Source organism: Pseudomonas sp. LBUM1676, from assembly GCF_059695605.1.
In genome coordinates this window covers 6,601,074-6,621,896 of record NZ_CP166777.1, presented here as the reverse complement: position 1 = coordinate 6,621,896, position 20,823 = coordinate 6,601,074, and the positions used below count along the sequence as shown (strand labels likewise).

At 58.7% G+C, this 20,823-nt stretch carries 18 protein-coding genes and 1 pseudogene; 16 read left to right on the top strand and 3 right to left on the bottom strand.

Annotated elements, in window-relative coordinates; all coding sequences use genetic code 11:
* The first annotated feature begins 108 nt into the window (after positions 1-108).
* The 4 genes from argE (at position 109) to ACA041_RS30610 (ending at position 6,362) form a co-directional block, all read left to right on the top strand.
* Entirely contained in the window at positions 109-1,269 is a 1,161-nt protein-coding gene (gene argE / locus ACA041_RS30625; RefSeq protein WP_497439156.1) for an acetylornithine deacetylase, read from the top strand.
* 254 nt (positions 1,270-1,523) lie between these two features.
* Positions 1,524-2,822: an amino-acid N-acetyltransferase gene (gene argA, locus ACA041_RS30620; protein ID WP_497439155.1), complete on the top strand. Its 1,299-nt coding sequence runs from the start codon at positions 1,524-1,526 to the stop codon at positions 2,820-2,822.
* A gap of 473 nt (positions 2,823-3,295) precedes the next feature.
* Positions 3,296-4,624, top strand: coding sequence for an OprD family porin (locus tag ACA041_RS30615; protein ID WP_497439154.1), 1,329 nt, complete (start codon positions 3,296-3,298; stop codon positions 4,622-4,624).
* Between the two features lie 412 nt (positions 4,625-5,036).
* Positions 5,037-6,362, top strand: a complete 1,326-nt coding sequence (locus tag ACA041_RS30610; protein WP_497439153.1) for an OprD family porin — start codon at positions 5,037-5,039, stop codon at positions 6,360-6,362.
* 41 nt (positions 6,363-6,403) lie between these two features.
* Here ACA041_RS30610 and ACA041_RS30605 read toward each other — a convergent pair whose 3' ends face one another.
* Positions 6,404-6,553: a hypothetical protein gene (locus ACA041_RS30605; protein WP_497439152.1), complete on the bottom strand. Its 150-nt coding sequence runs from the start codon at positions 6,551-6,553 to the stop codon at positions 6,404-6,406.
* Between the two features lie 92 nt (positions 6,554-6,645).
* On the opposite strand from ACA041_RS30605, the gene ACA041_RS30600 reads away from it, so the two are divergent.
* From ACA041_RS30600 to ACA041_RS30570, 7 genes are all read left to right on the top strand, one after another.
* Positions 6,646-7,284: a peroxiredoxin gene (locus ACA041_RS30600; protein ID WP_497439151.1), complete on the top strand. Its 639-nt coding sequence runs from the start codon at positions 6,646-6,648 to the stop codon at positions 7,282-7,284.
* Between the two features lie 331 nt (positions 7,285-7,615).
* Complete coding sequence (ssuE, locus tag ACA041_RS30595; RefSeq protein WP_497439150.1) at positions 7,616-8,209, top strand: NADPH-dependent FMN reductase; 594 nt, start codon at positions 7,616-7,618, stop codon at positions 8,207-8,209.
* Positions 8,210-8,298: 89 nt separating this feature from the next.
* Positions 8,299-9,264, top strand: coding sequence for a sulfonate ABC transporter substrate-binding protein (locus tag ACA041_RS30590; protein WP_497439149.1), 966 nt, complete (start codon positions 8,299-8,301; stop codon positions 9,262-9,264).
* Positions 9,265-9,289: 25 nt separating this feature from the next.
* Positions 9,290-10,438, top strand: coding sequence for an FMNH2-dependent alkanesulfonate monooxygenase (gene ssuD / locus ACA041_RS30585; RefSeq protein ID WP_154856029.1), 1,149 nt, complete (start codon positions 9,290-9,292; stop codon positions 10,436-10,438).
* Positions 10,439-10,446: 8 nt separating this feature from the next.
* Entirely contained in the window at positions 10,447-11,229 is a 783-nt protein-coding gene (gene ssuC / locus ACA041_RS30580) for an aliphatic sulfonate ABC transporter permease SsuC (protein WP_497439148.1), read from the top strand.
* Positions 11,226-12,032 (top strand): aliphatic sulfonates ABC transporter ATP-binding protein, encoded by an 807-nt coding sequence (ssuB, locus tag ACA041_RS30575; protein ID WP_307334896.1) that lies wholly within the window; start codon positions 11,226-11,228, stop codon positions 12,030-12,032. Before ssuC ends, ssuB begins: the two co-directional genes overlap by 4 nt.
* A 34-nt stretch (positions 12,033-12,066) precedes the next feature.
* Complete coding sequence (locus tag ACA041_RS30570; RefSeq protein ID WP_003229256.1) at positions 12,067-12,282, top strand: TOBE domain-containing protein; 216 nt, start codon at positions 12,067-12,069, stop codon at positions 12,280-12,282.
* Between the two features lie 204 nt (positions 12,283-12,486).
* Here ACA041_RS30570 and ACA041_RS30565 read toward each other — a convergent pair whose 3' ends face one another.
* Positions 12,487-13,125, bottom strand: coding sequence for a TetR/AcrR family transcriptional regulator (locus ACA041_RS30565; RefSeq protein ID WP_497439147.1), 639 nt, complete (start codon positions 13,123-13,125; stop codon positions 12,487-12,489).
* A 226-nt stretch (positions 13,126-13,351) separates the two neighbouring features.
* Positions 13,352-14,728 (bottom strand): glutamine synthetase family protein, encoded by a 1,377-nt coding sequence (locus tag ACA041_RS30560; protein ID WP_497439146.1) that lies wholly within the window; start codon positions 14,726-14,728, stop codon positions 13,352-13,354.
* Between the two features lie 278 nt (positions 14,729-15,006).
* On the opposite strand from ACA041_RS30560, the pseudogene ACA041_RS30555 reads away from it, so the two are divergent.
* The 5 genes and pseudogenes from ACA041_RS30555 to ACA041_RS30535 form a co-directional block, all read left to right on the top strand.
* Positions 15,007-15,324: pseudogene (locus tag ACA041_RS30555) on the top strand (gamma-glutamyl-gamma-aminobutyrate hydrolase family protein); the annotation flags it as partial.
* A gap of 100 nt (positions 15,325-15,424) precedes the next feature.
* Complete coding sequence (locus ACA041_RS30550; RefSeq protein WP_497439145.1) at positions 15,425-16,783, top strand: glutamine synthetase family protein; 1,359 nt, start codon at positions 15,425-15,427, stop codon at positions 16,781-16,783.
* A 58-nt stretch (positions 16,784-16,841) separates the two neighbouring features.
* The gene (locus ACA041_RS30545; RefSeq protein WP_497439144.1) at positions 16,842-18,206 is read left to right on the top strand and encodes an aspartate aminotransferase family protein; all 1,365 of its coding nucleotides are present in this window, start codon (positions 16,842-16,844) and stop codon (positions 18,204-18,206) included.
* A gap of 181 nt (positions 18,207-18,387) precedes the next feature.
* Positions 18,388-19,485, top strand: a complete 1,098-nt coding sequence (locus tag ACA041_RS30540; RefSeq protein ID WP_497442201.1) for a polyamine ABC transporter substrate-binding protein — start codon at positions 18,388-18,390, stop codon at positions 19,483-19,485.
* Between the two features lie 240 nt (positions 19,486-19,725).
* On the top strand, positions 19,726-20,823 hold the full coding sequence (locus ACA041_RS30535; protein WP_497439143.1) for a polyamine ABC transporter substrate-binding protein: 1,098 nt from the start codon (positions 19,726-19,728) through the stop codon (positions 20,821-20,823).

Sequence of the window (20,823 nt, the reverse complement as noted above, 5' to 3'; positions counted from 1 at the left end):
TGACCGGAGCGCCATCGCAACACGTCACACAACCAATGTGCCGAGACGGTTTATTCCTGTCGCCGGATGGTTCTATGATGGACTTCAATTCGGGAGTTGGAGTCAGCGATGCTTTTGCCATCCATGAAAGATCAGTTCGCTGCACTGATCGCTGCACCGTCCGTCAGCTGTACCCAGCCCAGCCTCGATCAAAGCAACCGTGCGGTGATCGACCTGCTGGCGACGTGGCTGGGTGACCTGGGTTTTACCTGTGATATCCAGCAGGTCAGCCCAGGCAAATTCAACCTGCTGGCCAGTTTCGGTTCCGGTCCCGGTGGCCTGGTCCTCGCCGGGCACAGTGATACCGTGCCGTACGACGCTGCGCTGTGGCAGACCGATCCGCTGAAGCTGACCGAAGTCGACGGCCGCTGGGTCGGACTGGGCAGCTGCGACATGAAGGGCTTTTTCGCCCTGGTCATCGAAGCGGTCATTCCTTTGCTCGAGCAACCGTTCAAACAGCCGCTGCTGATTCTCGCCACGTGCGATGAAGAAAGTTCGATGTCGGGAGCGCGGGCCCTGGCGCAAGCCGGGCGGCCGCTGGGACGTGCCGCGGTGATCGGCGAACCGACCGGACTGAAGCCGATCCGGATGCACAAAGGCATCATGATGGAGCGCATCGACATCCTCGGCCAGAGCGGCCACTCCTCGGATCCACGCCTGGGCCACAGCGCCCTTGAAGCCATGCACGATGCCATCGGTGAACTGCGTGGGCTGCGTCTGTTGTGGCAGCGCGAATACCGTAACCCGCAGTTCAGTGTGCCGCAGCCGACCATGAACTTCGGCTGTATTCATGGCGGCGATAACCCCAACCGAATCTGCGGCCAGTGCTCGCTGGAGTTCGACCTGCGGCCGTTGCCAGGCATGGACCCGAAAGTCCTGCGTGCCGAGATCTTGCAAAAGCTCGGGCCCGTTGCCGAGCGGCATCAGGTGAAGATCGATTACGCGCCGTTGTTCCCCGAAGTGCCGCCCTTCGAGCAGGCCGAGGATGCGGAATTGGTCCGGGTCGCGGAAAAGCTCACCGGCCATCGCGCCGAAGCAGTGGCATTCGGCACCGAAGCGCCTTATCTTCAGCGTCTTGGCTGCGAAACCCTGGTGCTCGGCCCAGGTGATATCGCCTGCGCCCACCAACCGGGGGAATACCTGGAAATGTCACGTTTGCAGCCTACGGTGCATCTATTACGTTCATTGATTGAACATTACTGCCTGACACCGGCCAAAACGCTGTTGTAGGAGCAAGCTTGCTCCGGGCGGCGTTCCGACGATGGACGTTAACGATGACGGGGACTGCCTGGATGAACGTGGTGTCCTCTGGTCTTTCGCGAGCAAGCTCGCTCCTACAGGCGGTTAAATTGCCAGTGTTAAAACCTGTATTCATGAGGAGAGCGCGCGTGTCGCCAAGCCTGTTCCGACGATAACCATCAGCCCGCCGTGCATTTTCTGTTTCGCCCCATTTTTTGGCTGCTATTTATTACAGGCCCAGGTTCATGCCCGAATACGTCAATTGGCTTCGTCATGCTTCGCCCTACATCAACGCCCACCGCGATTGCACCTTTGTCGTCATGCTTCCCGGCGACGGCGTGGAACACCCGAACTTCGGCAATATCGTCCACGACCTGGTGCTGTTGCACAGCCTGGGCGTGCGACTTGTACTGGTTCATGGTTCCCGTCCGCAAATCGAAGCACGTCTGGCCACGCGCGGCCTGACCCCGCATTACCACCACGGCATGCGCATCACCGATGCCGCGACTCTCGAGTGTGTCATCGATGCGGTCGGCCAGTTGCGCATCGCCATCGAAGCGCGGCTGTCCATGGACATGGCCTCATCGCCGATGCAGGGCTCGCGCCTGCGGGTGGCCAGCGGCAACCTGGTGACGGCACGACCGATCGGCGTGCTGGAAGGCGTCGACTATCACCACACCGGTGAGGTGCGTCGAGTCGACCGCAAGGGCATCAATCGCCTGCTGGACGAGCGCTCCATCGTGCTGCTGTCGCCGTTGGGTTATTCGCCGACCGGTGAGATTTTCAACCTCGCCTGCGAAGACGTCGCCACTCGCGCGGCGATCGACCTGGGGGCGGACAAACTGCTGCTGTTTGGCGCGGACCTGGGCTTGATCGATGAAAACGGTCGTCTGGTTCGAGAGTTGCGTCCGCAACAGGTACCGGCGCATCTGCAACGCCTGGGCAGCAACTATCAGGCCGAGCTGCTGGATGCCGCGGCTGAGGCTTGCCGTGGCGGTGTGGCGCGCAGCCATATCGTCAGCTATGCCGAAGACGGCGCACTGCTGACCGAACTCTTCACTCGGGACGGTGGCGGTACGCTGGTGGCCCAGGAGCAATTCGAAATTGTGCGCGAAGCGGCCATCGAGGACGTCGGTGGTTTGCTGGATTTGATCAGCCCGCTGGAAGAGCAGGGGATTCTGGTGCGCCGGTCCCGCGAGGTGCTGGAGCGGGAGATCGAGCAGTTCAGCGTGGTCGAACGCGAAGGCATGATCATCGCCTGTGCGGCGCTGTATCAGATTGCCGATTCGGATGCCGGGGAGCTGGCGTGTCTGGCGGTAAACCCGGAATACCGCCATGGCGGCCGCGGGGATGAATTGCTCGAACGGATCGAAACCCGCGCAAGGGCGCAGGGGCTCAATACCTTGTTCGTCCTGACTACCCGCACCGCTCACTGGTTTCGCGAGCGTGGGTTTGTGCCGAGCAGTGTCGAACGCCTGCCATCGGCCCGGGCTTCGCTGTACAACTATCAGCGTAATTCGAAGATCTTCGAAAAAACCCTCTGAGTCGGGCTTCCCACTCCGCCGCACCGTTCGCTCCTGCAGGTGCGGTGGGTAACTGGATTACAAACTTCCAGCGATACATAAACTGTAACAAATGGGCCGGATAGTGCGCGTTTGGTTGGCAGGGCTTCGACTTTTGGAAGGGAAATGTTTCCGATTTGCGTCAAAGCTAATCGATCTAAAAAATGACTGACAAATACCGTTTGGGAATTGGTGGGTGAAACCGCCGCTCTATGTCGGGGTGTGCGCTTTATTCCTGAACGGTATTAAAAAAGAACCAACCGATTCTTTTCGGATTTATGACAAGTTCATGAATCCGTAATAACCGAAAAACCGGGGATTAGACTATGGTCGTAGACACACATAGTTACGATTGACTTGTGAGTCACGGTCTGGCGCTAATCGCGCATCTTAGGATCCCGGGCACATGACTCGGGACCAGGACTACAAGAATTAGAAACGAGAGGAGCGACACAATGAACAAGTCCACCTTGGCTCTGGCCGTGGCCGTAGGGGTTTTGGCGCAGCAGGCAGGCGCTGCGGGTTTCATCGAAGACAGCAAGGCTTCCATCAGTTCTCGCACCATGTACTACAACAACGATAATCGCGATGGCGGCGCGGATCAGCGCGAGACCGCTGAAGGCCTGAAGTTCGATTATCTGTCCGGCTTCACCCAAGGTACTGTCGGGTTTGGTTTCGATGCCCAGGCGCTCCTCGGTATTCACCTGGAAGGTGGCCGGGGTCATCACCCGGATAACAACTCATTCTTCCCAAGCGACACCGACGGTTCGGCATCGGATACGTACAGTCGCGTGGCAGGTAACGTCAAGGCGCGCTTCTCGAAGACCGAGGCCCACTATGGTGGCGCCCTGCAACCCAATATGCCGATCCTGGTAGCGAACGACAGCCGTCTGCTGCCCCAGACCTTTGAAGGTGGCACCATCACCTCCAAGGAAATCGACAACGTGACCTTCAACGTCGGCCAGCTCGAGCACGCGGCGGGTCGTGCATCGTCCAACACCACCGGTCTGGCAGTGGCTGGCGGCACCGAGGAAAGCAACCAGTTTCGTTATGCCGGTGCGGACTGGAAGGTCACCAAGGACCTCACCCTGCAGTACTACCATGCGAACCTGGAAGACTATTACAAACAGAACTTCTTCGGCCTGGTACACGTCCTCCCGATCAGCGCCAACCAATCCTTCAAGTCAGATCTGCGCTATTTCGACAGCAGCTCCGACGGCAAGAACGGTGATGTGGGCTACCGGTTCAATAACAACGGCGGTTTCGCCAAGACCCCGGGCGAGGTCGATAACAAGACCTGGAGCGCCATGTTCACCTATACCCTGGGTCCTAACGCTTTCCTGGTTGGCCACCAGCGTGTCAACGATGACGGTGGCTTCGTTTATCTGAACCAGGGCAACGTGGTCGATGGCAACGGTCGCAACGAAGGCGCCGCGGGCTCGAGCTTCTATCTGTTTACCGATGCGATGATCAACGGCTTCGTCCGGGCTGGTGAAAACACCACCTTCGGCCAGTACACACTCGACTTCGCCTCCCTGGGGGTTCCGGGTCTGAAAACCTCGATCGCTTACTTGCATGGCGATAACATCAAGGCCGCCAACGGCACTGGTGGCGATCAGTCCGAGTGGGAGCGTGACTTGCGAGTGGACTATGTGATTCAGCAGGGTCCTCTCAAAGGTTTCGGCACCACGCTGCGTCATGGCACCTACCGTGGCAGCGATACCGGTATCGCAGACCAGGACCAGACCCGTCTGATCTTCAACTACACCTATAGCTTCCTGTAACTGATTCCGGAAGAGCCTCGCCTGCGGGCGGGGCTTTTTTTCGAGGATTTTTTGTTATTCCAAAATGATCAATGGATCGAATTTTTTATTCTTTTTAGTTTTTCTTACGCGCCCTTAAAGTGCGTCCATCAACACTCATCAGGCGCCATCAAACAGAGCCACATCAGCCCCCCGATTTCGAAGATTCAGCGATTGGCGTACAGGCTAATACCCAGTATTGCAGCCCAAATCAGCGTCTGAATCTATATTCCTAAATGGTATGAAAAAGAGTGAAATAAATCTTTTTGGGTTTATCATGCCGGCCGCAAATCGCAGCGGCCCAACCGTCGTGTAGCGCTTATTGCGCATCCAGGATCCAGGCATTCGACCCAGGACGTGGAACATAAAAAATTAGAAATGAGAGGAGCGAAACATGAACAAGTCCACCTTGGCCATGGCTGTGGCCGTAGGGGTTTTGGCGCAGCAGGCAGGCGCCGCCGGTTTTATCGAAGACAGCAAGGCAACATTGGGGCTGCGTAACTTCTACATCAACACCGATAACCGCAATGGCCCTGGTGCCAACAAAAACGAAGAATGGGGCCAAGGCTTCGATCTGCGTTTCATCTCCGGTTACACCCAAGGCACTGTAGGTTTCGGCGTCGACGCCATCGGCCTGTTGGGCGTGCGTCTGGATTCGGGCGGCGGCACCAATGGTGCCGCCAATGGTGCGGCCTACGGTGGCACCGTTTTCCCAAGTGAGTCCAACGGCGAAGCGGTGGATAACTATTCCAGCCTGGGCTTGACTGCCAAAGCCAAGGTCTCCCAGACCGAGTTGAAGCTGGGTACTCTGCAACCCAAGCTGCCGGTTATCGTGACCAACGACGGTCGCCTGTTGCCGCAAACCTTCCAGGGTGGTCAGATCACCTCGAACGAAATCAAAGACCTGACACTGGTCGGCGGTCAAATCGAGCACGTCAAAGGCCGTAACTCCAGCAGCAATGAACAACTGTCTATCGGCGGCGCTTCCGCGCGTACCGCCAACAGCAACAAGTTCATCTATGCCGGTGGCGACTACAAGATCACCAAAGACCTGACTGCCCAGTACTACTACGGCAATCTGGAAGACTTCTACAAGCAACACTTCCTGGGTCTGGTGCACAACTGGTCGATCGGTCCGGGCGTATTGAAGTCTGACCTGCGTTATTTCAACAGCTCCGATGACGGTCTGAATGGCAACACTGCGGCCTATTACAGCAACGGTAACTACAACAGCACCGCCAACGGTAAAGGTAAGGTCGACAACAACCTGTATAGCGGCCTGTTCCTGTATACCGTTGCCGGCCACACCTTCGGCGGCGGCTATCAGGTCAGCAACGGCAGCAGCGACTTCCCTTGGCTGAACCAGGGTGATGGCTCGTCGGCTTACCTGATTACCGACATGCAGATCGCCAAGTTCGCCCGTGCCGGCGAACGTACCTGGCAGGCACGCTACTCGTATGACTTCGCCAAGGTTGGCGTGCCTGGCTTGACCGCCGGCATGGTTTACCTGCGTGGCGACGACATTGATACCCGGTCCCCAGCGAGCACTGACAGCTCCGAATGGGAACGCGATCTGACCGTTGGTTATGTCGTACCGGAAGGCCCGTTGAAAAACGTTGGCCTGATGTGGAAAAACGCTACATGGCGCACCAACATCCCGGGTCAACGCGACCAGGACGAAAACCGCCTGATCGTCAGCTACTCGATCCCGCTGTTGTAATAGCGCTCGCGTAACTGAAGCAGAAAAAGCCCCGCCCGGCATCACGCCGTGCGGGGCTTTTGCGTTTTCAAGTCAAGCTCACCCTCGAAATCCCTCCTTTTTTGCAGCAACTCAAGGCCTGCTCGAACCTTGGCGCCGATGTTCTTTCCCGGCGCTGGATCAAATCCAGTGAACGGATCTTTTATATTCATTTATGATCTAAATAAATCAATATTTATTCTTTTTAATAGATAAAAAATACGGGCACAGTTGAGTTCAAACCAGCACTCATCAGGAGCAGCAAATGAGCCTCAGACTTGGCGATATCGCCCCCGATTTCGAACAGGATTCCAGCGTCGGCACCCTCCGTTTCCATGAGTGGCTTGGTGATAGCTGGGGCGTGCTGTTTTCCCATCCGGCGGACTTCACGCCGGTGTGCACCACCGAGCTCGGCTTCACGGCCAAGCTGAAAGACGAATTTGCCCAGCGTGGGGTCAAGGCCATCGCGTTGTCCGTCGACCCGGTGGACTCGCACCACCGGTGGATCGAAGACATCAACGAAACCCAGAACACCATCGTCAATTTTCCGATCCTGGCCGATGCCGATCGCAAAGTCTCGGACCTCTACGACCTGATCCACCCCAACGCCAATGACACCTTGACCGTACGTTCATTGTTCGTGATCGACCCGAACAAAAAGGTGCGACTGACCATTACCTACCCGGCGAGCACCGGCCGCAACTTCAATGAAATCCTGCGGGTGATCGATTCGCTGCAGCTCACGGATAACTACAAGGTAGCGACCCCGGCCAACTGGCAGGACGGGGATGAGGTGGTGATCGTGCCGTCGCTCAAGGACGAAGATGAAATCAGGAAACGTTTTCCACAGGGTTATCGCGCGGTGAAGCCGTATCTGCGCCTGACCCCACAGCCTAATAAGTGATTCATCGCAATACGCGGTTTGGCTGATACCGCTTTCGCGAGCAGGCTCGCTCCCACAGAAGTTCGCGATCAAATGTGGGAGCGAGCCTGCTCGCGAAGACGGCCCCACAAACACCGTAGGTTCAGAGTTAAGTTGCATCCAATAAAGCAGGGGATTTTCAGGCCGTTTCGACGGCCTTTTTTTGTCCGGACTGTCGATCTCTTATAGCTCGATAAGGCATAAGCAAATGAATAAATATGATTTATAGATATATAAATCACCTGTTAAGGTCTCTCCATCAAAGCGAGACCGCAAACCGCGAATCGCCTACACCTTCCAAGGAATCGTCTGAATGCTGGTTGTCTCACTCGGTGGCAGTCCCAGCCAACGCTCCCGTTCCGGGGTGCTGCTGGAACGCTCTCAACGCTGGTTGCAGGAGCAAGGTGTGGAGGTGGTGAGTTATCAGGTACGGGACTTCCCGGCCGAAGACTTGCTGCACGCACGCTTCGACAGCCCCAAGGTGATCGACCTGCTGCAACAGATTGAAAACGCCGATGGGTTGCTGATTGCCACCCCGGTCTACAAGGCGTCGTTCTCCGGCGCGTTGAAAACGGTACTGGATCTGCTGCCCGAGCGCGCGCTGGCCCATAAGGTGGTTTTGCCAATGGCCACCGGCGGCAGTATCGCCCACATGCTGGCGGTGGATTACGCACTCAAGCCGGTGCTGTCGGCCTTGAAAGCCCAGGAAATGCTGCACGGGATTTTCGCCGTGGACAGCCAGATCGCTTACGGCGAAGGCAGCGCCCAGGCGCAATTGGCGCCCGAGCTGGAACTACGATTGAGCGAGTCGCTGGAGCTGTTTTTCAGCGCCATGGCCCGACGCCCGAAGCCGATCGACCCGAACCTGTTGAATGAACGTTTGTTGAGTGCTCGCTGGAGCATTTAAGCCTCACCCTCACTTGATGTACTCACCTTACTCAGCCGCCAACGGCCAAGCAGGTGCAGCCAAAACCCAACTGCAAAAAGGAGAGCGCTATGCGCACTGTCATTTTGCGTCGTGGTCTGGTCGCTCTGTTTGTTGCGGCTGTGTCCTTCGGCGTCATTACCCAAGCTCAGGCCGAGACGTTAAGAATCGGCTATCAGAAATACGGCACCCTGGTGCTGCTCAAAGCCAAAGGCACTCTGGAAAAGCGCCTCGCCGCCCAAGGCGTGGACGTGCAATGGACTGAATTTCCCGGCGGCCCGCAGCTGCTGGAAGGCCTGAACGTCGGCTCCATCGACTTCGGCGTGACCGGCGAAACGCCTCCGGTGTTCGCCCAGGCGGCCGGGGCCGATCTGCTCTACGTTGCCTACGAACCGCCAGCGCCGCACAGCGAAGCGATCCTGGTGCCGAAGGACTCGCCGATCAAATCGGTGCAGGAGCTCAAGGGCAAGAAGGTCGTGCTCAACAAAGGCTCCAACGTGCACTACCTGCTGGTCCGTGCGCTGGAAGACGCCGGCCTCAAATACACCGACATCCAGACCGTGTTCCTGCCACCGGCCGATGCCCGCGCCGCGTTCGAGCGTGGCAGCGTCGATGCCTGGGTGATCTGGGACCCGTACCAGGCGGCCGCCGAACAGCAACTGCAAGCACGCACCCTGCGTGATGGCCAAGGCATCGTCGACAACCATCAGTTCTACCTGGCGACCAAACCCTACGCGCAGAAAAATCCCGAGGTGATCAAGACCCTGGTGGAAGAAGTGCGCGCGGTCGGCGAATGGTCCAAGGCCAATCCCGAAGATGTGACCAAACAAGTCGCGCCACTGCTCGGCCTGCCGGCGGACATCACCCTGACTTCGGTGAAACGCCAGGGTTACGGCGCGCTGTTCCTGACCCCGGAAGTGGTCGCCGCCCAACAGAAAATCGCCGACAGCTTCCATCAGCTCAAGCTGATTCCGAAGCCACTCAGCATCAAAGACGTGATCTGGACGCCACCGGCGGCCGTTGCCAAAGCGCAGTAATTCGATTTCCTAAGGAGACCACTCCATGAGCCTCAATATTTTCTGGTTCCTGCCTACCCATGGCGACGGTCATTACCTTGGCACCGCCGAAGGCGCTCGCGCCGTCGACCACGGTTACCTGCAGCAAGTCGCCCAAGCGGCGGATCGCCTGGGCTTCGGCGGGGTGCTGATCCCTACCGGTCGCTCCTGCGAAGATTCGTGGCTGGTGGCAGCCTCGCTGATCCCGGTGACCCAGCGCTTGAAGTTCCTCGTCGCCCTGCGCCCCGGGATCATTTCCCCGACGGTGGCTGCACGACAGGCCGCGACACTGGATCGTCTGTCCGGCGGCCGTGCGCTGTTCAATCTGGTCACCGGTGGCGATCCGGAAGAATTGGCCGGTGACGGTTTGTTCCTGACCCACGAAGAGCGCTACCAGGCTTCGGTGGAATTCACCCGCATCTGGCGCCGCGTTCTGGAAGGTGAAACCGTCGATTACGACGGTCAGCACATCAGCGTGAAGGGCGCCAAGCTGCTCTATCCGCCCATCCAGCAACCGCGTCCGCCGCTGTACTTCGGTGGCTCATCGGAAGCGGCGCAGGATCTAGCAGCGGAGCAGGTGGAGATGGTCCTGACCTGGGGCGAACCACCGGCAGCCGTAGCCGAGAAGATCGAACAAGTTCGCGCCAAGGCCGCGAAGCTCGGGCGCACCGTGCGCTTCGGTATCCGTTTGCATGTGATCGTTCGCGAAACCAATGCCGAGGCGTGGCAAGCGGCTGATCGACTGATCTCGCACCTGGACGATGAAACCATAGCTCGCGCCCAAGCCTCTCTGGCGCGCTTCGACTCCGTTGGTCAGCAACGCATGGCGGCGCTGCATGGCGGCAGCCGCGATAACCTGGAAGTCAGCCCCAACCTGTGGGCCGGCGTCGGCCTGGTGCGCGGCGGTGCCGGTACCGCGCTGGTGGGCGACGGTCCGACTGTGGCGGCTCGTGTGAAGGAATACGCGGACCTGGGCATCGACACCTTCATCTTCTCCGGTTACCCCCACCTGGAAGAATCCTACCGCGTCGCCGAACTGCTGTTCCCGCACCTGGACATCGAACGTCCGGAGCTGCCGAAAAGCGCCGGTTATGTCAGCCCGTTCGGTGAGATGGTCGCCAACGACATTCTCCCCAAAGCTGCGTCCCAGAGCTGAGGCGCGCCATGAAGAGAATTATCCATAACCTGGCGCCCTGGGCGTTGCCGGTGTTGCTGCTGGCGGTATGGCAGCTATCGGTCTGCGCGGGGTGGTTGTCGACGCGAATCCTGCCCGCACCCGTCGCTGTCATCGAAGCCGGCGTGAGCCTGGTGAGCAGCGGCGAAATCTGGACGCACCTGGCCATCAGCGGCTGGCGTGCGGCACTGGGCTTCGCCATTGGCGGCGGCATCGGCCTGACCCTGGGCTTCATTACCGGCCTGTCGAAATGGGGTGAGCGCCTGCTCGACAGCTCGGTGCAAATGATCCGCAACGTACCGCACCTGGCGTTGATTCCGCTGGTGATCCTGTGGTTCGGCATCGACGAGTCGGCAAAGATTTTCCTGGTTGCACTGGGCACGCTGTTCCCGATCTACCTCAACACTTATCACGGTATCCGCAACGTCGATCCGGCGCTGGTGGAAATGTCCCGCAGTTATGGCTTGTCCGGTTTCAGCCTGTTCCGTCAGGTGATCCTGCCGGGGGCGCTGCCTTCGATCCTGGTGGGCGTACGTTTCGCCCTTGGCTTCATGTGGCTGACGCTGATCGTGGCGGAAACCATTTCCGCGAGCTCCGGCATCGGCTACCTGGCCATGAATGCCCGGGAGTTCCTGCAAACCGACGTGGTGGTACTGGCGATTCTGCTGTACGCGGTGCTCGGCAAGCTCGCCGACCTCGCGGCTCGTGGGCTTGAACGTGTGTGGTTGCGCTGGCATCCGGCCTATCAGGTATCCAAGGGAGGTGCCGCATGACCGCTCAACAACCTCCACGCCTGCTGCGCGGTATTCCGCTGGCGGTGCGCAAGCTGCAAAAGACCTTTGGTTCGCGGCAAGTGTTGCGCGAGATCGACCTGCACATTCCGGCGGGTCAATTCGTCGCGGTCGTCGGCCGCAGCGGCTGTGGCAAAAGTACTTTGCTGCGTTTGTTGGCCGGTCTCGACAAGCCTACGGGCGGCGAATTGCTGGCCGGTTCCGCCGCGCTGAGCGAGGCGCGGGAAGACACCCGGTTGATGTTTCAGGAAGCGCGTCTGCTGCCCTGGAAAAAAGTCATCGACAACGTCGGTCTCGGGCTCAAGGGCAACTGGCGGCCACAAGCCCTGGAAGCATTGGAAGCGGTGGGGCTGGCGGATCGCGCCAATGAGTGGCCAGCGGCCTTGTCCGGGGGGCAGAAGCAACGTGTGGCCCTGGCTCGCGCGCTGATCCACCAACCGCGCTTGCTGTTGCTGGACGAGCCCCTGGGCGCCCTGGATGCCCTGACCCGGATCGAAATGCAGCAGTTGATCGAACGGCTCTGGCAGAAGCACGGCTTTACCGTGTTGCTGGTGACCCACGACGTCAGTGAAGCGGTGGCGATTGCCGATCGGGTGATCCTGATCGAAGACGGTGAAGTCGGCCTCGACCTGCATGTGGAGTTGCCACGACCTCGGGTTCGCGGCTCCCATCGGCTGGCGGCGCTGGAAACCGAAGTGCTCAATCGCGTGCTGGCGCTGCCCGGTCAGCCGCCGGAACCGGAACCTGTTTCACCACTGCCCACGCAATTGCGTTGGGCGCAATAACTCAAGCCTTCTATCAACGACAGGAATCAACATCATGACTATCAAAGCCATCAACGTTCGCAACCAGTTCAAGGGCTCGATCAAGGAAATCGTACTCGGTGATGTCCTTTCGGAAATCGACGTGCAGACCGCCTCCGGTATCGTGACTTCGGTGATCACCACGCGCTCGGTGAAAGAGCTGGAGCTGGTGGTCGGCAGTGAAGTGATTGCGTTTGTGAAATCCACCGAGGTGTCGATCGCCAAGTTGTAAGCGACGTGCAGTGCGCACAACCCCGGATGGTGTGAGCCCTTCGGGGTTTTTTGTGGGCGTGAATCAGTGAGTTCGGTGGTAAGGCCTTCGCGAGCAGGCTCGCTTCCACAGGGAATGGAGTTGTTCGCGAATGCCATGTTCGCTGAAGATCCAATGTGGGAGCGAGCCTGCTCGCGAAGAGGTCAGTGAAGCCGGCAAAAGAAATCAGGCTGGACTGGCGCGCTTGGGCAAATACGGCGGCAAATACAACCCCAGATACGCATCAAACACCCGCATGCCTTCCTCTGCCATGCGCGCAGTGATCTGCTCGTGCTGTTGCACCGAGCGTGCATACACCCGGTCCCCCAACTCCATGGCCAGGGCAAACACATCGACATCGGTCGGCAACTTCGGCAGTTCGAAGTGCCGATCGAACAGCTTGTGCATCAGGTCGCCCAGTTCGATGTCGTGCTGGCGGTCGGCCTGGGTGACTTCGGTCAGGCCGTGCTGGGCAAGGATCAACTGGCGGGCCGCGGCGTCTTCGCTGTAGATCGCGAGCATGCGTTGTTCCACCAGGCGTGACAGGTCGCGCCAGTCCCTGAGATTGTCATGGTCGATGGGGGCTTGCAGGCAGGCGCGGAAGGCGGCGTGGACGTCGGCCGTCAGGGCTTCGAGCAGGGCCGGGACGCTGGCGAAAAAGTGGTAGACGGAGGAGGGCGGGATCTGCGCGCGTTCGGCGACGCTATAGATCGACAGGCTGGCCACGCCCTCGGTAGCCAGCAGCGTACGGGCGGCATCGAGTATCGAATCGATCCGGGCCTGGCTGCGTGCGCGGGGTTTGCGAACGGTGGCGGTGCGCGTCATTGGAGTCTCCTGCGGGGCAGGGGGCATTGTACGAGCAGGCATCTGTGTTGTCTGCCAGGACGCCATCGCTAGCAGGCTAGCTCCCACAGTTGATCTCCAGTGAACGTAAATTCCGGGTACACAGATAACCCCTGTGGGAGCTAGCCTGCTAGCGATCCGCCGTAGGCGGCCATAAAAAAACGCCGCTGACTGTGAGGCCGGCGGCGTTGTTTTTTACTGCAACCGCTTAAACGGTATGCAGGTACCAGTTGTACTCAAGGTCGGAGATGGAGTGTTCGAACTCCTCCAGCTCACTCTCTTTACAGGCGACAAAGATATCGATGTATTTCGGATCGATGTACTTGGCCATGACTTCGCTGTCGTCCAGCTCGCGCAATGCATCGCGCAGGTTGTTCGGCAGGCTCTGCTCGTTCTGCTCGTAGGAGTTGCCTTCCACGGGCGCCCCTGGCTCGACCTTGTTGACCAGGCCGTGGTGCACGCCTGCCAAAACCGACGCCATCAGCAGGTACGGGTTGGCATCGGCGCCGGCCACACGGTGTTCGATGCGCACGGCATCGGAAGAACCGGTGGGTACGCGGATCGCCACGGTACGGTTGTCCAGGCCCCAGCACGGCGAATTCGGCACGTAGAACTGTGCGCCGAAACGACGGTAGGAGTTGACGTTCGGGCAGAGGAAAGCCATCTGCGCCGGTAGGGTCTCGAGCACACCGCCGATCGCGTGACGCAGTGCGGCGTTCTGCTCGGGATCCTCGCTGGCAAAAATATTTTTGCCCTCTTTATCAAGAATCGAGATGTGGACGTGCAGACCGTTGCCCGCCTGGCCCGGGTAAGGCTTGGCCATGAAGGTGGTGTCCATTTCATGGTCGTAGGCGATGTTCTTGATCAGTCGCTTGAGCAGGACCGCATAGTCGCAAGCCTTGATCGGGTCGGCCACGTGGTGCAGGTTCACTTCGAACTGCGCCGGGGCACTTTCCTTGACGATCGCGTCGGCAGGGATGCCTTGCTCTTTCGCACCTTCCAGAATGTCCTGGAGGCAGTCGACGTATTCGTCGAGGTCGTCGATCAGGTACACCTGTGTCGAGTGCGGGCGTTTGCCGGAGACCGGCGAGCGTGGCGGTTGCGGACGACCGTTCACGTTCTCCTGGTCAATCAGGTAGAACTCCAGTTCGAACGCGGCGCAGATGGTCAGGCCCATGTCGTCGAACTTGCGCACCACATTGGCCAGCACTTCTCGCGGATCGGCAAAGAATGGCTGGCCTTCGAGTTCGTGCATGGTCATTAACAGTTGCGCGGTCGGGCGCTTCTGCCAGGGCTCATTGCACAGGGTGTCGGGGATTGGATAACAGATTCGGTCAGCATCGCCGATGTCCAGGCCCAGGCCGGTGCTTTCCACCGTCGAGCCATTGATATCCAGAGCAAATAGAGAGGCCGGCAGGTTGATGCCTTTCTCGTAAACCTTGTGGAGACTGGTGCGTTCAATGCGCTTGCCGCGCACCACACCATTCATATCCGCAATCAGAAGGTCAACGTACAGAACCTCAGGATGTTCCTTAAGGAACGCGTTCGCTTCGTTAAGCTGAACGGCACGCGGGGGTACCGACATGATGCAACACCTTTGTTGTTAAAAATATCAATCATTGATCTCTTCGGTTTCCAGTCAACCCGAACGGCATGCCGAAGTCAAGTCAGGCCTTTTTTGCCCTGAAAAAGCGCTCGTAGGGCTTTTTTGAGGCAATTTGGGGCGTTTTTATGCCTTTGAGCGCTTTGCCGTCCGCGTGCTTGAGCGGGCCGTGTTGTATTTTTTACGGGGGTGTTGTGTAAAAAAATGAACAAGGCTAAGCTCGATTCAAACCCATAACAGCAATAATACCGGGGTGCTTCATGTCTCGCCTGCCGTTAATCGGCGTCACCTTCTGCTCCGGGCAGAACGGTCTGCATGCTTATCACATCAGTGGCGACAACTACGTTCACGCCGCGGCCTCAGCGGCTGAGGGCGTGCCGGTGATTCTTCAACTCCTGGCGGATCTGCCGGTCCCGTCCGATATTATGGACGGCCTGGACGACATTCTTTTTACCGGCTCTCTTTCTAATATAGAACCGTTTCACGATAGCGGCCCGGCGAATGCGTCGGGGACTGCTCATGATTCTGCACGCGCAACTACGCTCTCGTTGACCCGCGACTTTGTCGAGGCGGGTCTTTGTGCGCGGCCCTTGCAGTGGCAATCTGTACCAAGCGACGCCGATGCGTCAAACAACGCCTGACTTATAAGAGTCAGGAAACTCAGCCTAAGAGGCATTTATGAGTCACAACCTCGACCAGCTCACCGATTGGTTGAAAGACCGCAAGATCACAGAAGTCGAATGCATGATCGCCGACTTGACCGGGATCACCCGGGGCAAGATTTCGCCGACCAACAAGTTCATTGCCGAAAAAGGCATGCGCCTGCCCGAGAGCGTTCTGTTGCAGACCGTGACCGGCGACTATGTCGAAGACGACATCTATTACGAACTGCTCGATCCGGCCGACATCGACATGATCTGCCGGCCGGACGCGAATGCGGTGTTCCTGGTGCCCTGGGCCATCGAGCCGACCGCCCAGGTGATCCACGACACCTACGACAAGCAAGGCAACCCGATCGAGCTGTCGCCGCGCAACGTACTGAAGAAGGTGTTGAAACTCTATGCCGACAGGGGCTGGCAGCCGATCGTGGCGCCGGAAATGGAGTTTTACCTGACCAAGCGCAGCGACGACCCGGACTACCCGCTGCAACCGCCGATTGGCCGCTCCGGACGCCCGGAAATCGGTCGCCAGTCGTTCTCGATCGAAGCGGCGAACGAATTCGATCCGCTGTTCGAAGACGTCTACGACTGGTGCGAATTGCAGGAGCTGGACCTCGACACGCTGATCCACGAGGACGGCACCGCGCAGATGGAAATCAACTTCCGTCACGGCGATGCGTTGTCCCTGGCCGACCAGATCCTGGTGTTCAAGCGCACCATGCGTGAAGCCGCGCTCAAGCACGACGTGGCGGCCACTTTCATGGCCAAGCCCATGACCGGCGAGCCGGGCAGCGCGATGCACTTGCACCAGAGCATCATCGACCTGGAGACCGGCAAGAACGTTTTCTCCAATGAAGACGGAAGCATGAGCCAACTGTTCCTGCACCACATCGGTGGCCTGCAGAAACTGATCCCCGAGCTGTTGCCGCTGTTCGCGCCGAACGTCAACTCGTTCCGCCGCTTCCTGCCCGACACTTCGGCACCGGTGAACGTGGAGTGGGGCGAAGAGAACCGCACCGTGGGCCTGCGGGTGCCGGATGCCGGGCCGCAAAACCGTCGGGTGGAAAACCGCCTGCCGGGCGCCGACGCCAACCCGTACCTGGCCATCGCCGCGAGCCTGCTCTGCGGTTACATCGGCATGGTCGAAGGCCTGAACCCGAGCGCGCCGGTTGTGGGACGTGGCTATGAACGCCGCAACCTGCGCCTGCCGCTGACTATCGAGGACGCGCTGGAGCGCATGGAAAACAGCGCGACCGTCGAGAAGTACCTGGGCAAGAAATTCATCACTGGCTACGTCGCGGTCAAGCGGGCCGAGCATGAAAACTTCAAGCGCGTGATCAGTTCGTGGGAGCGGGAATTCCTGCTCTTCGCCGTCTGATGCGCCGGGCGCGGCGGAAAAATGCCGCGCCTTTCACTGAAATCTTAGGAGAGTTCGCATGACCAGCAACAACCCGCAAACCCGTGAATGGCAAACCCTGAGCAACGATCACCACCTGGCCCCGTTCAGCGACTTCAAGCAGCTGAAAGAGAAAGGCCCGCGGATCATCACCAACGCCAAGGGCGTTTACCTCTGGGACAGCGAAGGCAACAAGATCCTCGACGGCATGGCCGGCCTGTGGTGCGTGGCGATCGGCTACGGTCGCGATGAACTGGCCGATGCCGCCAGCAAGCAGATGCGCGAGCTGCCGTACTACAACCTGTTCTTCCAGACCGCTCACCCGCCGGTACTGGAGCTGGCCAAGGCGATTTCCGACATCGCGCCGCAAGGCATGAACCATGTGTTCTTCACCGGTTCCGGTTCCGAAGGCAACGACACCATGCTGCGCATGGTTCGCCATTACTGGGCGATCAAGGGCCAGCCGAAGAAGAAAGTCATCATCAGCCGCAAGAACGGCTATCACGGCTCCACCGTGGCCGGCGCGAGCCTGGGTGGCATGACGTACATGCACGAGCAGGGCGACTTGCCGATCCCGGGCATCGTCCACATCGCGCAGCCGTACTGGTTCGCTGAAGGCGGCGACATGACCCCGGATGAATTCGGTGTGTGGGCAGCCAATCAGCTGGAAGAGAAGATCCTGGAAGTCGGCGTCGACAACGTCGGGGCCTTCATTGCCGAGCCGATCCAGGGTGCCGGCGGCGTGATCATTCCGCCAGACACCTACTGGCCGCGCATCAAGGAAATCCTCGCCAAGTACGACATCCTGTTCGTGGCCGACGAGGTGATTTGTGGTTTCGGTCGCACGGGTGAGTGGTTCGGTACCGATTTCTACGACCTCAAGCCCGACATGATGACCATCGCCAAAGGCCTGACATCCGGTTACATCCCCATGGGTGGCCTGATCGTGCGTGACGAAGTGGTGGCGGTGCTCAACGAAGGTGGCGATTTCAACCACGGCTTCACCTATTCCGGGCACCCGGTGGCTGCTGCGGTGGCGCTGGAAAACATCCGCATCCTGCGCGAAGAAAAAATTGTCGAGCGCGTTCATGCAGAAACGGCACCCTATTTGCAGAAACGTCTGCGGGAACTGAACGATCACCCGTTGGTGGGGGAAGTTCGCGGTGTGGGTCTGTTGGGGGCCATCGAACTGGTGCAGGACAAGGCCACCCGCAAACGTTACGAAGGCAAGGGCGTCGGCATGATCTGCCGCACGTTCTGCTTCGAAAACGGCCTGATCATGCGCGCCGTCGGCGACACCATGATCATTGCTCCGCCACTGGTGATTACACCGGCTGAAATCGATGAGCTGGTAACAAAGGCACGCAAGTGCCTGGACCTGACACTGAGTGCGTTGCGGGGCTAAGTGCTAGGCTCTGAGCGGGGTGTGAAGTTTGCATTTCGCTCAGAGCAGACAAAGGATGGGGCTTTCCTTGAAAGCCTGCCTTGGATCTTGCCAGACTACCGCTTGTCCGGATGCCCGGGAAAGGCTGCTGGACTCGTGGTTAAAAAGAAAAATTGGAGCATTACCCATGAAGGCATTAGGTATGAAGATAGCTGGCAAGACCCTCCTCGCCATGTCCCTGATGGGCGTGATGGCGGGCGCAGTTCAGGCGGACGACAAGGTTCTTCATGTGTACAACTGGTCCGATTACATCGCGCCGGATACCGTCAAGAAGTTCGAAGCCGAGTCGGGGATCAAGGTTGTTTACGACGTATTCGACAGTAACGAAACCCTGGAAGCCAAGTTGCTGGCAGGCAAGTCCGGTTATGACATCGTCGTACCATCGAACAACTTCCTGGCCAAGCAGATCAAGGCTGGCGTTTACCAGAAGCTGGACAAGTCCAAGTTGCCCAACTGGAAGAACCTGAACCCTGACCTGCTCAAAGCGGTATCGGTCAGTGACCCGGGCAACGAACACGCCTTCCCTTACATGTGGGGTTCGATCGGTATCGGCTTCAATGCCGAGAAGGTCAAGGCTGCACTGGGTGCCGATGCGCCAACCAACTCCTGGGACCTGCTGTTCAAACCTGAAAACGCCGCCAAGTTGAAGTCGTGCGGTATCAGTTTCCTCGATTCGCCTACCGAGATGATTCCGGTGGCGTTGCACTACCTGGGCTATCCAACCGACAGCCAGGACAAAAAACAACTGGCCGAAGCCGAAGCCTTGTTCCTGAAGATTCGTCCTTCGGTGGGCTACTTCCACTCGTCCAAGTACATCTCCGACCTGGCCAACGGCAACATCTGCGTCGCCGTCGGTTACTCGGGCGACATCTACCAGGCCAAAGCTCGCGCAGCTGAAGCCGGTGACAAGGTGAAGGTCAGCTACAACATTCCGAAAGAAGGTGCGGGCAGCTTCTACGACATGGTCGCCATCCCTAAAGATGCCGAAAACGTCGAAGGCGCCTACAAGTTCATAACCTTCCTGCAGAAGCCGGAAATCATGGCTGAAATCACCAACGCCGTGCGCTTCCCGAACGGGAACGCGGCGGCCACCGCACTGGTCGATAAAGACATTACTGCCGATCCAGGCATCTACCCGCCGGCGGAAGTGCTGGCCAAGCTGTATGCGATCGCCGACTTGCCGGCGGCCACCCAGCGGATCCTGACTCGCAGCTGGACCAAGATCAAATCGGGTAAGTAAGTAAAGCCCTGTAGGAGCGAGCTTGCTCGCGAAAAAAACCGCAACGCCGCGGGGTGTCAGGCACCGCGCGTTATCGTTGACGACTATCGCGAGCAAGCTCGCTCCCACAGGTATCTGTATAAAAGTTTTGCTGGAACGGTTTTTCGAGGGTAAGTTGCGCGCCGGTTTTGTTGCCGGACAGCCATGGCTGTCATGTAACGCGGGGCAACTTGGGCCCAACTAATTTTAGAGGACCTCCACTTGCCTATTTTTTCTTTGTTGCGCAATGCCCTGCTGGTCGGTGCCGGACTGACGATTGCCGTCAGTGTCCAGGCGGCCGGTACCGTGCATATTTATAACTGGTCGGACTACATCGGTGAGACCACCCTGGCCGACTTCCAGAAAGAGACCGGCATCAAGCCGGTTTATGACGTTTTCGATTCCAACGAAACCCTGGAAGGCAAGTTGTTGGCCGGGCGTACCGGATATGACGTGGTCGTGCCGTCCAACCACTTCCTGGGCAAGCAGATCAAGGCCGGTGCTTTCCAGAAGCTCGACAAATCCAAACTGCCGAACTATTCGAACCTCGACCCGGTGCTGCTCAAGCGCCTGGAACAGAACGATCCAGGCAACCAGTACGCCGTGCCGTATCTGTGGGGCACCAACGGCATCGGTTACAACGTCGACAAGGTCAAGGCAGTGCTCGGCGTCGACAAGATCGACTCCTGGGATGTGGTATTCGAACCCCAGAACATCAAGAAGCTGCAGAGCTGCGGCGTGGCGTTCCTCGACTCTGCCGATGAAATGATGCCCACCGTCCTCAACTACATGGGCCTCGACGCCAACAGCACCAACCCCGAAGACTACAAAAAGGCCGAAGCCAAGTTGCTGGCGGTGCGCCCTTACGTGACCTACTTCCACTCGTCCAAGTACATCGCCGACCTGGCCAACGGCGACATCTGCGTTGCCATCGGTTTCTCCGGCGACATGTTCCAGGCCAGAAATCGCGCGGCCGAAGCGAAGAAAGGCGTAAACATCGCTTATTCGATTCCCAAGGAGGGTGGCGCGCTCTGGTTCGACATGCTGGCGATTCCGAAGGACTCGAGCAACGTCAAAGAGGCCCACGCTTTCATCAACTATTTGCTCAAGCCCGAGGTGATCGCCCAGGTCAGTGATTATGTCGGCTACGCCAACCCTAACCCCGGGTCGGACAAATTGATGGATCAGTCCATCCGCACCGACGAGTCGGTTTATCCACCGCAAGCCGTCCTCGACAAGACTTACGTGTCCATCGAGTTACCACCGAATATTCAACGTTTGATGACCCGCAGCTGGACCAAGGTCAAGTCGGGCAAGTAG

Excerpts from the sequence above, each read along its gene's own strand:
- ACA041_RS30565 (WP_497439147.1), bottom strand. The coding sequence starts at position 13,125 with ATGACGCGCACCGCCACCGTTCGCAAACCCCGCGCACGCAGCCAGGCC.
- ACA041_RS30600 (WP_497439151.1), top strand. The coding sequence starts at position 6,646 with ATGAGCCTCAGACTTGGCGATATCGCCCCCGATTTCGAACAGGATTCC.
- ACA041_RS30615 (WP_497439154.1), top strand. The coding sequence starts at position 3,296 with ATGAACAAGTCCACCTTGGCTCTGGCCGTGGCCGTAGGGGTTTTGGCG.
- ACA041_RS30605 (WP_497439152.1), bottom strand. The coding sequence starts at position 6,553 with ATGAATATAAAAGATCCGTTCACTGGATTTGATCCAGCGCCGGGAAAG.
- ACA041_RS30550 (WP_497439145.1), top strand. The coding sequence starts at position 15,425 with ATGAGTCACAACCTCGACCAGCTCACCGATTGGTTGAAAGACCGCAAG.
- ssuE (WP_497439150.1), top strand. The coding sequence starts at position 7,616 with ATGCTGGTTGTCTCACTCGGTGGCAGTCCCAGCCAACGCTCCCGTTCC.
- argE (WP_497439156.1), top strand. The coding sequence starts at position 109 with ATGCTTTTGCCATCCATGAAAGATCAGTTCGCTGCACTGATCGCTGCA.
- ACA041_RS30545 (WP_497439144.1), top strand. The coding sequence starts at position 16,842 with ATGACCAGCAACAACCCGCAAACCCGTGAATGGCAAACCCTGAGCAAC.
- argA (WP_497439155.1), top strand. The coding sequence starts at position 1,524 with ATGCCCGAATACGTCAATTGGCTTCGTCATGCTTCGCCCTACATCAAC.
- ACA041_RS30570 (WP_003229256.1), top strand. The coding sequence starts at position 12,067 with ATGACTATCAAAGCCATCAACGTTCGCAACCAGTTCAAGGGCTCGATC.
- ACA041_RS30590 (WP_497439149.1), top strand. The coding sequence starts at position 8,299 with ATGCGCACTGTCATTTTGCGTCGTGGTCTGGTCGCTCTGTTTGTTGCG.
- ACA041_RS30540 (WP_497442201.1), top strand. The coding sequence starts at position 18,388 with ATGAAGATAGCTGGCAAGACCCTCCTCGCCATGTCCCTGATGGGCGTG.
- ssuC (WP_497439148.1), top strand. The coding sequence starts at position 10,447 with ATGAAGAGAATTATCCATAACCTGGCGCCCTGGGCGTTGCCGGTGTTG.
- ssuD (WP_154856029.1), top strand. The coding sequence starts at position 9,290 with ATGAGCCTCAATATTTTCTGGTTCCTGCCTACCCATGGCGACGGTCAT.
- ACA041_RS30610 (WP_497439153.1), top strand. The coding sequence starts at position 5,037 with ATGAACAAGTCCACCTTGGCCATGGCTGTGGCCGTAGGGGTTTTGGCG.
- ssuB (WP_307334896.1), top strand. The coding sequence starts at position 11,226 with ATGACCGCTCAACAACCTCCACGCCTGCTGCGCGGTATTCCGCTGGCG.
- ACA041_RS30560 (WP_497439146.1), bottom strand. The coding sequence starts at position 14,728 with ATGTCGGTACCCCCGCGTGCCGTTCAGCTTAACGAAGCGAACGCGTTC.